12 protein-coding genes and 1 riboswitch are annotated in these 12,911 nt (G+C 42.6%); of the genes, 4 read left to right on the top strand and 8 right to left on the bottom strand.

Features of this window, described 5'->3' with window-relative positions:
* Positions 1-103: 103 nt before the first annotated feature.
* Positions 104-1,084, top strand: a complete 981-nt coding sequence (locus QH73_RS24055; protein ID WP_039714407.1) for a ribokinase — start codon at positions 104-106, stop codon at positions 1,082-1,084.
* Here the strand turns inward: QH73_RS24055 and QH73_RS24050 are convergent.
* From QH73_RS24050 to QH73_RS24025, 6 genes are all read right to left on the bottom strand, one after another.
* Entirely contained in the window at positions 1,050-3,065 is a 2,016-nt protein-coding gene (locus tag QH73_RS24050; RefSeq protein WP_132867512.1) for a hybrid sensor histidine kinase/response regulator, read from the bottom strand. The two genes, QH73_RS24055 and QH73_RS24050, sit on opposite strands and share 35 nt — an antisense overlap.
* A 2-nt stretch (positions 3,066-3,067) precedes the next feature.
* Positions 3,068-3,520, bottom strand: coding sequence for a response regulator (locus tag QH73_RS24045; protein WP_039714408.1), 453 nt, complete (start codon positions 3,518-3,520; stop codon positions 3,068-3,070).
* Positions 3,521-3,658: 138 nt separating this feature from the next.
* Positions 3,659-5,974 carry an ATP-binding protein gene (locus QH73_RS24040; protein WP_052289706.1) on the bottom strand — a complete coding sequence of 772 codons (2,316 nt, stop codon included), beginning with the start codon at positions 5,972-5,974 and terminating at the stop codon, positions 3,659-3,661.
* Between the two features lie 236 nt (positions 5,975-6,210).
* Entirely contained in the window at positions 6,211-7,266 is a 1,056-nt protein-coding gene (gene cobW / locus QH73_RS24035) for a cobalamin biosynthesis protein CobW (RefSeq protein WP_039713066.1), read from the bottom strand.
* A 33-nt stretch (positions 7,267-7,299) separates the two neighbouring features.
* A complete protein-coding gene (locus QH73_RS24030; RefSeq protein ID WP_039713067.1) occupies positions 7,300-7,533 on the bottom strand; it encodes a hypothetical protein in 234 nt (77 codons plus the stop codon).
* Positions 7,534-7,784: 251 nt separating this feature from the next.
* Entirely contained in the window at positions 7,785-8,453 is a 669-nt protein-coding gene (locus QH73_RS24025; RefSeq protein ID WP_201278326.1) for a HupE/UreJ family protein, read from the bottom strand.
* Positions 8,454-8,475: 22 nt separating this feature from the next.
* Positions 8,476-8,688, bottom strand: a riboswitch (cobalamin riboswitch).
* A gap of 223 nt (positions 8,689-8,911) precedes the next feature.
* Here QH73_RS24025 and QH73_RS24020 point away from each other — a divergent pair.
* Entirely contained in the window at positions 8,912-9,106 is a 195-nt protein-coding gene (locus QH73_RS24020; RefSeq protein WP_039713068.1) for a hypothetical protein, read from the top strand.
* 98 nt (positions 9,107-9,204) lie between these two features.
* Here the strand turns inward: QH73_RS24020 and QH73_RS24015 are convergent, their stop codons facing one another.
* The gene (locus tag QH73_RS24015) at positions 9,205-10,956 is read right to left on the bottom strand and encodes an ABC transporter ATP-binding protein (protein WP_039713069.1); all 1,752 of its coding nucleotides are present in this window, start codon (positions 10,954-10,956) and stop codon (positions 9,205-9,207) included.
* Between QH73_RS24015 and QH73_RS27925 the strand changes: the two genes are divergently transcribed.
* On the top strand, positions 10,948-11,280 hold the full coding sequence (locus tag QH73_RS27925) for a hypothetical protein (RefSeq protein WP_201278333.1): 333 nt from the start codon (positions 10,948-10,950) through the stop codon (positions 11,278-11,280). The two genes, QH73_RS24015 and QH73_RS27925, sit on opposite strands and share 9 nt — an antisense overlap.
* Positions 11,277-11,549 (top strand): hypothetical protein, encoded by a 273-nt coding sequence (locus tag QH73_RS24005; RefSeq protein WP_039713070.1) that lies wholly within the window; start codon positions 11,277-11,279, stop codon positions 11,547-11,549. Before QH73_RS27925 ends, QH73_RS24005 begins: the two co-directional genes overlap by 4 nt.
* Positions 11,550-11,578: 29 nt before the next feature.
* On the opposite strand, the gene QH73_RS24000 is transcribed toward QH73_RS24005, so the two are convergent.
* Positions 11,579-12,838 carry an MFS transporter gene (locus QH73_RS24000; protein WP_039713071.1) on the bottom strand — a complete coding sequence of 420 codons (1,260 nt, stop codon included), beginning with the start codon at positions 12,836-12,838 and terminating at the stop codon, positions 11,579-11,581.
* Positions 12,839-12,911: the final 73 nt, after the last annotated feature.

The raw sequence follows: 12,911 nt of genomic DNA, 5'->3' as shown, positions 1-12,911 counted from the left end.
ACCAGAACAAATAGTTCGGCAGTTAAACCCGCCCGTACAGGAGTAGGGTAAGAGATGAAAGGTAGATTTTGACCTTTGACTTTTGACTTTTGACTTTCTGCTCATGGTTGCAATCGTATTCGGTAGTATCAATATCGATCTAGTTAGCAAAACACCCAGATTACCTTTACCTGGGGAAACATTGACGGGACATAGTTTTGCTACCGCACCCGGGGGAAAAGGCGCGAATCAGGCAGTTGCGATCGCAAAATTGGGCGTTCCCTCCTACATGGTAGGGCGCATTGGCGGAGATAATTTCGGTCGAGAATTATTAGCAAGTCTGCAAGCGGCGGGAGTCAAGACTGAGAATGTATTAGTCGATGAAAGTATCAGTTCTGGGGTAGCTGCGATCGCAGTTGCCGATAATGGCGAAAATCAAATTATTATCACTCCTGGGGCAAATGGACGAGTTGATGAGACGGATGTAGAACGTCTCCAGAGTTTATTAAAGATCCCCCCTAACCCCCCTTCCCACAAGGGGGGAACAAATAGCCCCCCGTTTCAAGGGGGGTTAGGGGGATCGATACTACTCCTCCAACTCGAAATTCCCCTCAGCGCCGTTATTGCAGCCGCCCAAGTTGCAAAAGCAGCCGGAATCAAAGTCATTCTCGATCCTGCACCAGCCCAAAACTTACCAGACGAACTTTATCCCTTGGTCGATATCATCACCCCAAACGAAACAGAAGCGGGGCGATTAGTTGGTTTTACTGTAGATGGACGAGAAGCGGCAACCGAAGCAGCGCAGGCTTTGTTACAAAAAGGAGTGGGGAACGCGATCGTCAAACTTGGTGCTAAGGGTGTCGTTTGTGCTACTCAAGCAGAAACATTTTTTACCCCAGCCTTTTCTGTCAAGGCTGTAGACACGGTAGCCGCAGGAGATGCTTTCAATGGTGGTTTAGCTGCGGCACTAGTAGAAGGACTACCCTTGAGACAAGCAGTAGTATGGGGTGCGGCGGCGGGTGCTTTGGCTGCAACCAAGCCAGGGGCGCAGTCGGCAATGTGCGATCGCCCTACTTTGGAGGCATTAATGGCAACTGGATCGTAAACGTTGCCCCTTGTCCTACACCAAGACTTGCGGCGTGAATTGTCCCACCATGCAATTCTACTATGTGACGGGCGATCGCCAATCCCAGTCCCAATCCTCCTTGCTTATTAGGACTCTGGGCTTGACAAAAGCGATCGAAGACGTGGGGTAAAAACTCAGGACTAATACCATTGCCCGTGTCGATAATTTGAATTTGAGCGTAAGAGAGGGAGTCGGGAATCGGGAGTCGGGAGTCGGGGGTTGCTTCTAGTCTCCCCTGCTCCTCTGCTCCTCTGCTCCTCTGCTCCCCAATCCCTTGAGTCAGCCGCACCTCAACTCTTCCGCCTTCTGGGGTAAATTTAATTGCGTTTGAAAGTAAATTATCCAAAACTTGTTGCAAGCGATCGCGATCGCCAGAAACAATAATTCCAACTGCTGAATTTTGAATTCGGAGTTCTAAATGAATCTGCTTGGCGCTAGCAGCAAGAAAAGTAGTTTCAACCGACTCTTCTACAAGGGCAGCTAAATTGAACTGAGTCTCTTGCAGTTCTAGTTTGCCGCGAATCATGCGCGACACATCTAACAGATCTTCGAGCAACTTGGCTTGAGATTGGGCGTTACGTTCGATCGCGTCTAAGGCACGGGCAGCGATTTCCACATTCACCTCACGAGTCTTGAGCAGTTTTGCCCAACCCAGAATCGCATTCAGGGGAGAGCGCAAATCGTGAGACACCATTGCCACAAACTCATCTTTGGCACGGTTAGCGGCTTCAGCTTCTCTCTGTCCTTGCTGAGCTAGTTCCAGCATCCGAGCGTTTTCGATTTCGCTCTGTTTGCGATCGCTGATATCGCGTTGAATGGCAACAAAATGAGTGTATTGCCCTGCGGCATCAGCTACAGGTGCAATGCTAATGTCTACCCAAAATTCCGAGCCATCCTTACGATAATTAATCAGTTCTTCTTGTACTGCTTGTCTGGCTTGTAAGGCATCCCGAATACGTTGGAGAGCTGCTTTATTGGTTTTAGCACCTTGGAGAAAACGCGGCGATCTGCCTACAACTTCTTCACAGGTATAACCAGTTAAGTTAGTGAAGGCTTGATTGACATATATGATTCGCGGTGCTGGCTCCTCGATAGGGGCGATCGCGGTTATGATGACGGCATCGTTAGCATTGACAACGACAGATTCTAGTAATCGCAAACGCTCTGAAGAACGTTTGCGATCGGTGATATCCCGCCAGGAAGCCACAAAACCATCGCCCAATTTATTTGCTCGGATATCAAAGGCTCTGGTTAAATATTCTTGGTTAAATCTATCCGAGTAAATTAAGTCTTCTTTTGTCAGAGGTGCGCCTGTCTCTACCACCCGACAATATTCATTAAATAATCCATTCTCTCGATGAAAAGGCAAAATTTCACAGAGTTTTTTACCAATTTGTGCTGCTGCTGTCATGCGGTTATTAGCACATGCTGCTGTATTCACGTACTCGACAACAAAATCGACAATTTTGCCTGAATCGTCCCGCAGGCTTTTATAAATTCCGAAGCAATCGAGCATGTTTTCAATTGATGTGCGAAATCTGTCTTCACTTTGCTCTAATTGCTGTTTTAAGCGATCGCGCTCTAAAATATTATGAATTGCTAAACGGAGATTTTCTGACGTAGTTTTTCCTTTTACCAAATAGTCAGCCGCACCGCTTTTCATTGCTTGCACGGCAACATCTTCATTTCCTCGTCCTGTCAACATAATTACAGGTAATTGCATTTTACCGAATTGAGTTTTTAACTCGCATAAAAACTCAATACCGTCAATATCAGGGAGGTGAAAGTCTAACAAAATAGCATCTGGCTGTACTAGTTTGCATACTTCTAGTCCATTCTCACCATAATCTGCTTCTAAAAATATGTAATGGTAGCGATCGTCAGTAAGTAAGAAGCGACGGTATGTTTCTCGATCTTCAGGGGAATCATCAACGATGAGAACTGTTCTCTCAAAACTCATCACTACCTCCTACTATTAGGTAGAATCACAACTTCAAACCAGTATTGAATGAGAATTTGAATCGTATGCATTAATTTTTTCACATCCATTGGTTTAATGATGTAGCCATTCACGCCATAGCGATAACAAACCTCCACGTCTTTTGGATTAGAAGATGTTGTAAATACTACAATAGGAATTATTTTTAACTCCTCGTCTTGCTTGATCTGTTCCAGTACTTCCCGCCCATCTGTACCTGGTAGATTTAAGTCAAGAACAATAAAGGCTGGACGGAGTACTTGCTCTAGATCGGCGTACTCGCCATCATGATATAAGTAGTCTAATGCATCGTCACCATCAGTACAGCGATGAATAGGAGTGGTAACAGATAACTTCCGCATTATCCGCCAGAAAGCTTCAAAATCTTCATCGCTATCTTCAATTAACAACAATGGTTGGGTCGATATACTAGCCATACGCTCAACTTGAGTTACTAATTTGAAAGAATTGAGCATTATTTCGTACCATTTTTGTCATTTGTCATTTGTCATTTGTCATTTGTCACTGGCATCTGATAACTGATAACTGATAACTGATAACTGAAATACGTAGTATTAACCGGGCAATGTAAAATAAAACGTACTACCTTCTCCATAAGTTGATTCCACCCAAATTTTCCCGCCATGACGTTCTACAATTTTCTTGGCAATAGTTAAACCAGCGCCAGTTCCACCTCCATATCGATTCGGTGCATGTAGTCGCTTAAATATGCGGAAAATCGTCTCTAAATGTTTTTCTCTAATTCCAATACCGTTATCTCTAACATAGAAAATAAAGGAATTGGTTTGGCTATTGTCAGATTTATGTTCGGGGTCTAAATAACCAATTTCCACAAATTTATCTACTTTGTTGTTGTATTTAATTGCATTGCTAATTAGATTACTAAAAACTTCACTAACTTGGACGCGATCGCATTCAATAGCTGGTAAAATTTGAGAAATGCGAATATTAGCTTTGTCTTCTTTCAAGCTGATATTTAAGACCTCAATGACGTTATTAACTAATTCATTTAAATTCGTGGTTTGGAAAGAAAGCTCTACCCTTCCCAACCGCGAGAAGTGAAGTAGAGATTCAATCAAATCCTCCATTCGCTGCGTCAAACGTACCAAAGTTTGTAGTTTAAGCGCGCCGTCTTCATTCAGAATATCTGCATAATCTTCAAGTAAAAAGCTGGAGTAGTTATGAATCCCTCGTAATGGCTCTTTTAAATCGTGGGAAGCAATATATGCAAAGGCATCGAGTTCGCTATTACTCCGTTCTAACTCACTATTAATTCGTGCTAGTTCCGCTGCTTGACGCAGCACAATACCCACAATGGCACTTCTCAGTTCTACTGCTACATCAATTTCGCATTGTTGCCAAGGTAGAGATTTTAATTTTACTGTTTCTTGCCACAATTCAAAAGATTTGCGCGGGGATAGGCGCAAGCTTCCATCCTGTTGTACTTCAACTGGTTTATGAGGATTACCACCCCAATTAACAGTTTGAATGACTTCAGGACGAAACCAAAGAATGTAGTCATTTTGACTTTTGGAGATAGCCGTTGCTAACAAACCACTCGCACTATCTTTAAATTTTGTTGCTGGTTGATAAGCTTTTGGCAGCGAGTCCGTGCAGTATACGTCATTATTAATTTGAGGTTCGAGCCATTCAATTAATTCTTGAATTTCTGTTTCACTAGGTGTTTTACCAACTAGCCATACTTTACTGTCTGCACAAATAGCAGCTCCCTCGCTAGCAGTCAACTCTAATAAATTGATTCGATCTTGGAGTAAACTTTCAACAAAATTTTCGTCTTGAGGAATAATTTCAACAAATTTTGATAAAATTGAATTGAGTCTAATCTTGTATTCCATGCCTTCATTATCTTCTTTAGCAGCCAGTTCCAAAGACATGACTTGACCCAAAAACTCGCAAGCCGTACGGACTTCACAAGTGAGATAATTAGCTGAGGAATGATGGCAGGCAATCAATCCCCATAATTTTTTATTTTTAATCAAAGAAATGGACATAGAAGCGCCGACTCCCATATTTTTTAAATACTCAATATGGATCGGAGAAACGCTACGTAAAATACTAAGACTCAAATCTAAAGACTTATTGTTATCTGAATCAGTAGAAATAATTTCTACAGGTTGGTAATTGATATCGGGAACGAGCCGGAGGAGATTTAGGATATAAAGATGCTTGGCTTGCTTAGGAATATCGGAAGCAGGGTAGTGCAAGCCAAGATAAGAATTCAAATCTTCGCGTTTATCTTCCGCTATAACCGTACCAGCACCCTCAGAATTAAAACGATAAACCATGACGCGATCGAAGTTAGTCAGTTTTCTGACTTCTTTCACAACAATTTGGCACATCTCTGCTAAAGTATGTACCTTTTGCATCCGATCGATCGGGTTTTTGACTAAATGATAAAAATCAAAAAAGTCTCTACTTTTATTCGTTCTTCTTGGCTCTAGTTCTAGAACAAGTAAATTATCTATATTGCGATGAAGAGTTCCATCAAAAACTAGAGTTTTGTTTTGAGCTTTTATGGCTACTTTTAATGGATTTACACTATCAAATTCCTGCGATAAACATTGTTTTATCGAATTAATATGCTTTAAATTAAGTAATTTACTTAATGGTTTATCCAGTAATTCTTGAGCTGAAACTTTAATGATATCGGAAACATTCTTGCTAACTTGTACAACGATTAAGTCAGGTTCTTGTAGGACAAAAAGTACACCGTGAGGCTGGATAGAACCAGGAATATGAATCGGTTCGCGATCGCAATTCGTCAAATCAACCGTTTCGGCGATCGTCAACTCCTCCGACTGTGAAGCACTGGCGTTGTCTCGATCTAGCGATTGTAATGACCAATCCATACAATTCAACCTGATAGTTAGGCTGCTACAATCCCATACTATAGGATTATTTCTATAAGCATAGAGTAATAGCTCAGCTTATTGTATCATCCTCTATACAATGGTTATTTAGGATACAAAATTAAGATATTCTTAATTCTTTTAACTATAGATAAATCGTTATTGTTCTTGAAGATTAGACGAAATACATGGTTTGTTAGGGTGCGCGATCGATCCACCCTAACAAGAGTGCAATTTTAGTTCGGCAAAGCTACTAATTGAGATTCAATTGTAGTAGGATTGAGGCTGCGACCGATAAAAACCAATCGAGTTTGCGGCATTTCTTCAGGTTGCCACAAGCGATCGTAAAATTGGTCAAATCGCGTTCCTACCCCTTGTAAAACTAGACGCATTGGTTTATTAGCAACAGCGACAAAACCTTTAATCCGATAAATATCTTGTTCTTTTGCTAATGCTTGCAATTGGTTTTGTAAAGCATGAGGTTCAAATGTACGATTTAAAACAACATGGGTTGAAGTAATTTCCTCTTCGTGTTTGTGGTCTTCTTCCGTGTCGTGATGGCTAGGACGATTAGACAAATCGTCTTCAGCCGCAGCTTGAAAACCTAACAAAATTGTAGGGTCAATTTGACCGCGATCGCTTGTTACCATTTTTACCTGTCGCGGTAATTCTTGTTTCACCAAATTTAAAACTTCGGCTTGCGTTGTTGCATCAATTAAGTCGGTTTTATTCAATATAACCAAATCTGCACAAGCCAACTGGTCTTCAAATAATTCCTGTAATGGAGTTTCGTGTTCTAAACTCTCATCTGTCTGTCTTTGCGTCTCAACCGCTTGCGGATCGCTAGCAAACGTTCCTGCGGCAACAGCAGCACAATCTACCACAGTCACCACTGCATCCACCGTAGCAGCATTGCGGATCTCGTGCCAGCGAAAAGCTTTCACTAATGGTTTTGGTAAAGCTAATCCAGAAGTTTCAATGACAATTCCATCGAGACTGTCTCGGCGTTTCAACAACTCTTGCATCGTCGGCAAGAATTCTTCTTGTACCGTACAACACAGACAACCATTTGTTAATTCCACAATCTGAGGTAAGCTATCTTCACCTTTCGCCTCTTCTGGACAAATCTGACAAGATTTCAGTAATTCTCCGTCTATCCCTAACTCGCCAAACTCATTGACTAAAACAGCAATCCGCCGTCCCTGATTATTTTGCAGTAAATGACGGATGAGAGTTGTTTTACCACTGCCTAAGAAACCAGTAACGACTGTAACAGGAAGTTTTGTAGCCATTGGATTTATCGCATTCAATATTAAGGATAATAGCTATTGCTTTTTGCGTTGCAGCAACTTTGCAAGCGCTTCTCGATGAGATTCTTCTGATGCATCTGGTTCAACTACTATAAGTTCGGGATCGTTCATGACCCGTCGAGATTGTTCCTGTAAAATTTGTTGCTCTAGCGCAGTTAACTCACTATTGCTTAGAGAACTTAGGTCAATCCAAGATTCCATCATACGTTCTCCCTTCTGAACTAACAATAGCAATAATTTCAACTCCATCGTTCCGCCTACCTCTGATGTGAATGGAGTTGGTTCTAAGTTCTGTTGCGGTGCTAATCGCTGTTAGCCCCATCTCTTGCATAGTTTTAATAACTGACAATACCACTTTATCTTGTTTTAAAAGATCCATTCAGACAGATGTTAAGAAACACGTAAATGTAGTAAACTTCCAGGGTCAGTTTATGGTATGACTGAAGCCCCTGGAGTTCTAGTTTGCCAGTTGTATTGAGTGCTGGGTGACTACTTAACTTTTAACCCATCACCGAGGAAGTCAAGAACACTACACCGATCGCGCAGATTGCTAAACCAGATAATCTTAACCAAGAAGGACTAGAGTTAGCAGATTTCTGTAATGCTAAATTCCCTGCTAAAAAGGCAACTAAGGCAACACCATATTGGATTAGAGTAAAACCCAACAAGTAAGCAAATAGAGGAAACATTTGCGCCCCTACAATAGACTCTCCATAAGCGTAACCGTGAAACAATCCCGCGATCGCGCCTAACCCCAATGTTACCAACCAGTGAGGACGATTTTGCCACAACAGCATTGCCCCAAAGATAATTACAGAAACTGCGATCGCGATCTCAGCCGCAGATAAATCGATTTGAAAGACGTGAATAACTGTCCCCAACATCGCCGCCACGACAAACCCAGCCGGAATTAAAGCACCACGCCGTTGTCCGACTGCAAGTAATCCAATTGCCACGACAAAAGCTAAATGATCTAAACCGATAACAGGGTGAGCTAATCCTGACAAGAATCCTTCAAATAAATTTACTGGAGTCTTGCCACCAATCGCGTGATGGGCATAAGCTGGTTGGGGTATGGCAAAAAATGCGATCGTTAAAGCAGTTGCGATCGCCCCTACACAGCGCAGAGATCGCTGCAAAATTTTAGACATCAAATCTTTAGACATCATCCGTACCTCGCGAAGGATGTGAGTTAAACAATTTTTATCGGTGGGTATTCTGACTCATGCGGGAGTTGGGAATCGGGAGTCGGGAGTCGGGAAATTCTGAGCAAAAATTACCAACTACCAATGACCAATGACCAACTACCAATTACAGTTGCGGGACAGCGCCGGACTTGCACCGAACTTTCCCCGTTACCTCTAGCAGCTGTTCCCTGCTAGAACCGATTAGATTGAGGAGATTATCATACCACCAGATTGCATCCTGAGAGAGAAGGATAATTGTTCTTAATTTTGCTCAACTAAAAAAATTAGGTGAAACGGCACAATTATCTAGCAATTAGTCCGTGCAGGCGGACTTTGCTTGTGTAAACGCGAGTCCTATTCGCTAAAGCTATCAGGAACGGAAATATTATACTGTTGCTATCAGCATAAAACTTGCATTAAACAGCAATTAATTGAAAGAAATGGAAGACTCTCAATTTATTATTTTTATCATCTTTGGATGCATCTGGGTTGTGATGGGAACTGCGGGTGTAATCGCATTGCTAAAATCTGACGGTCAAGAAATTCGCTTGGGTAAATGGGGGCTGTTAGTTGCTCTACCAATTGTTATCCCCATCATCATTGCACTTGCTTTTGGCGCGTTCTACTACAACTAGTATACGAAGTCGTAAGTCGTAAGCCGTAAGTCGTAAGTAAAAAACGTTAGCAAGCTGTTCCTCACTATTTATTTCTGTCGTGCTGTAATAGTTCGGAGTTATTGCAAAATCTCTTGTAATTGGTGCTGGTTCCACAAATTTTGGTATAACCCTGGTTGTTGAACCAATTCTTCATGCGTGCCAGATTGGACGATCGCACCCCCATCCATCACCAAAATTCGATCGGCAGTAGCCGCCGCTGAGAGCTGATGAGAGATAAATATCACAGTTTTGCGATCGGTTCCTGTGGAAAGATTATCTAAAATTGCTGTTGCAGTCTGATTGTCAACGCTCGATAAGGCATCGTCTAAAATCAGTACCGGAGCATCTACAAGCAAAGCTCTAGCAAGCGCTGTACGCTGTCTTTGACCACCGGAAAGGGTAATCCCTCTTTCGCCCACAATTGTTTCGTATTGCTGCGGAAAATTGAGAATTTCAGGGTGAATTTGAGCTTGCTTGGCGCAATATTCTACATCAGATTGTTCTGCGAGCGGATCGCCATAGCGAATATTATTTTTAATCGTGGTGCTGAAGAGAAAACTATCTTGTGGTACGTAGGCGATCGCGCGGCGTAAATCTTTCAATGTAATTTGAGTAATATCTTGCCCATCTAAAAATAATTGTCCTGGGTCAATTTCTAAAAGATGAGGTAAAGCATTTGCTAATGTAGATTTTCCCGAACCAATTGGTCCTACAATTGCGACTGTCTCTCCTGGCTGAATGGAAAAGCTGACATTTTGTAATGACGGTGTACTAGAACCAACATATGTATAGCTCAAATTGCGTGCTGTTAACTCTCCTTTTATCTCTTCTTTTGGTAATGAAATCGCGTCAGGTTTATCGTAAATCTGAGGTTTGACAGCCAGAATGGATTCTACGCGATCGATACTGACTTCTCCTCTTTGATAAGCTGTAATTGTAAACCCAAGTAAAGCGGTGGGAAAAACGAGTCTTTCGACATAAAGTATGAGGGCGATAAAATCACCAACACTTAAATTCCCAGCAGCAATTCGTCCTGCTCCAAACCACAATAATAAGAGTAGACTAACATAAGAAAAACCTCCAACTAGGGGAAACAAAGTATTACGAGTTTTGGCGAGTTTTAAATTTGCCCCTAATAACCTAGAATTATTTTGCCGAAAAGCTAGGCGTTCGTTTGTTTCTTGAGCGTAGATTTTAATTAATGCCATCCCGCTCATATCTTCTTGAATTAATTCGCTCAGGTCAGATAGTTCCTCTTGGACTTCTGCTTGTTCGTTACGGAGGCGATCGCTAAATAACTGTACTACGATCAACATCACCGGATAAATTGCTACAGCAGCAAGAGTCAGTTCGACATTAATTTGCAACATGAAAGGTAGCGTCAACGCATAAGCAAAGATCGTGTTGACAATACTCAGTACTGCAAAACCCACCAATCGCCGAATATTTTCGACATCACTCGTAGCGCGGTTGATCAAATCTCCCGCTGTATTTGTGTTGAAATAGGTAGGTTCCAGCTTCAAAAGATGTTGAAATAGCTTCTGTTTCAAGTCAAATTCGACTTGTCGCCCCGCACCAAACAGGGCAATCCGCGATACCATACGGATTACCCACATGACAGAACTTAAAACAATTATCAATCCGACAAACTGTAAGACTTGCTCGAACCTAAATTCTCCTTGAAGTCGCTCGATAATGTCGCGAATTAGTAGTGGAATGTATACCCCGACGGCGTTAACTACAAATAAAGCCACAACCCCTATGAGAACTTGTTTCCAGTGGGGACGTAGGTAACTGAGGAGTTTAGAAAAGCGAGAACGTTGAGCCATGACCGCCGCGTGAAGGACTTTGCTGATTCTAGAATTATTGCAGCTATAGTTGTCTTCTTGCTGCTGGAGGAAGTTGGACTAAGCAAGCGGCTTAACAGTGTAAAATCCCTAGAAGCAATCTGTCAGCATAAAATTAGAGTGGAACCTACAGAAACCCAATATCTCATTCTGAATGCGCTGGAAACGCTAGAGCTACTACAAAGAAGGGTTTACGATCCAGAACAAGGCTTTTGGATAATTGAAACGCCTAGTTCCGTGTTACCAATCGCTTTTTTACTACCAAATGGTGAAATCGTTCCTATTACATGGTTTTTAGAGTCATGAAATCTACAGAAACAGAAAAACAGCAGTACGCACGGGTTAAAGAACTGCTGGACATATCTCACCAACGTTATTTAGCAGCAGGAGGGGAACCAAAACGCACTCATAGTGGTCTTCCTGGTGAAGATTTTCTCACAGCAGCAGAAAGGGAAGAGTTAGTAAAATTAATGCGACTGCTAGCTGGTACTCGTGTAATTGCTGATGAAGTTCACTGTCAAGGACGGGTTTGGAAAGTACCTGTACTTGAAGCAAAAAATGAAAATCTGCCATGAATAATCAACAGACTGAGCATTCTTCAATACTAAGGCGATTTCGATCGCAGCCGTGATGGAACTTCCTGCCAGAATAGCCGAATTGCGATCGCACCACAAATCAACTGAATGCCACCAAAAATGGCAAGTGACGCTCCAAATCCAAACCGCAACAGTTCCCCGAATATCAAGCTGCCAATACCAAATCCAGTAAACAGGACAAACACTTTCAGTCCCATTGTTTGACCTAAACTATTACCATCTCCCAAGTCAGTCACGATACCTACGAATAAAGGTTGCGTCAGGTCGTACCCTAAAGATAAGACAAGCACCGCGATCGTCGTTCCAATGGGAGGAATCTCAAAAATCATCGCAATTCCCGCTAAGGCTGCCATAATTAATCCTGCCGGAACTAACCAACGCCGTCCCCAACGATCCACGGCTCGACCAATTAGAGAACTTAGTAGCAACCCAGGAATGCCGTAGCCGAGAATAGTCAGACCAATGCTCAATGCATCCATGTTGTAGCGTTGCGACAAGTACAACCCCAGCCATGTATACACGCCAGAGTGATAAATGCCGTTCCACAAAACATAGGCATAAGTCCGTTTACCGCGAAAACTGCTTAAAATCTGACTGTATCCCCGAAATACCTGGCGAATCGTCGGTAATTTTTCTACTTTAGCTGTATCAAATAAAGCGCCGTAAAGATGCAGCCGCCAAAGGACTAAAGCAGCAAGAACAGCCGTCCCGATAAACAGCGATCGCCACCCAACAAATGGTTCGAGAATCGCGCCACCCGCAGAACCCGCTGCCATTCCCCCTTCCATAGCTGCGAAAACAAGCCCTAATTTACTACCTCGCTGGTCGAATGGAAACAAATCGCCAATCAAGGCAAACGTGAGTGGAATCACTCCACTAGCTCCCAGTCCTGTCAGCAGTCGCCAGATTACCATTTGCAAAGCTGTTTGAGCTGTTGCAGTCAAAGCCGTACAGATGACAAAAATGATGAGCGAGATGCGAATCACCGACCATCTGCCAAATCGATCTGACAGCACGCCGTAAAACAATGCCATCAGCGCGTAAGCCAACATGTAGGCTGGAACAATAATGCCAATTTCTTGAACTGGAACGTTAAAGGCTTCCGCCAAACGCGGAATCAGGGGAGCAATCGTGTATCCTTGCAGAAAAATTAGACCCGCAGCCAGCGAAAGTAAAGCAAACAGGCGATCGTGCTGCTTGAAACGAATTGTGCGATTGGCTGCTTCAGCGTGAGGTAAATGCTCAAGATGTTCTTTGCGGTTTGACATGGGTTTTGAGTATTTCAACTCGCTGCCCACCCTAAAGAACTAAATGCTAAGTTTTTAGTACCTAGCTTAGAGA

This window comes from Scytonema millei VB511283 (genome assembly GCF_000817735.3).
In the GTDB taxonomy this organism is placed as follows: Bacteria; Cyanobacteriota; Cyanobacteriia; order Cyanobacteriales; family Chroococcidiopsidaceae; genus Chroococcidiopsis; species Chroococcidiopsis millei_B.
The sequence above is the reverse complement of the archived record's forward strand: the minus strand, read 5'-3'. Positions and strand labels throughout refer to the sequence as shown.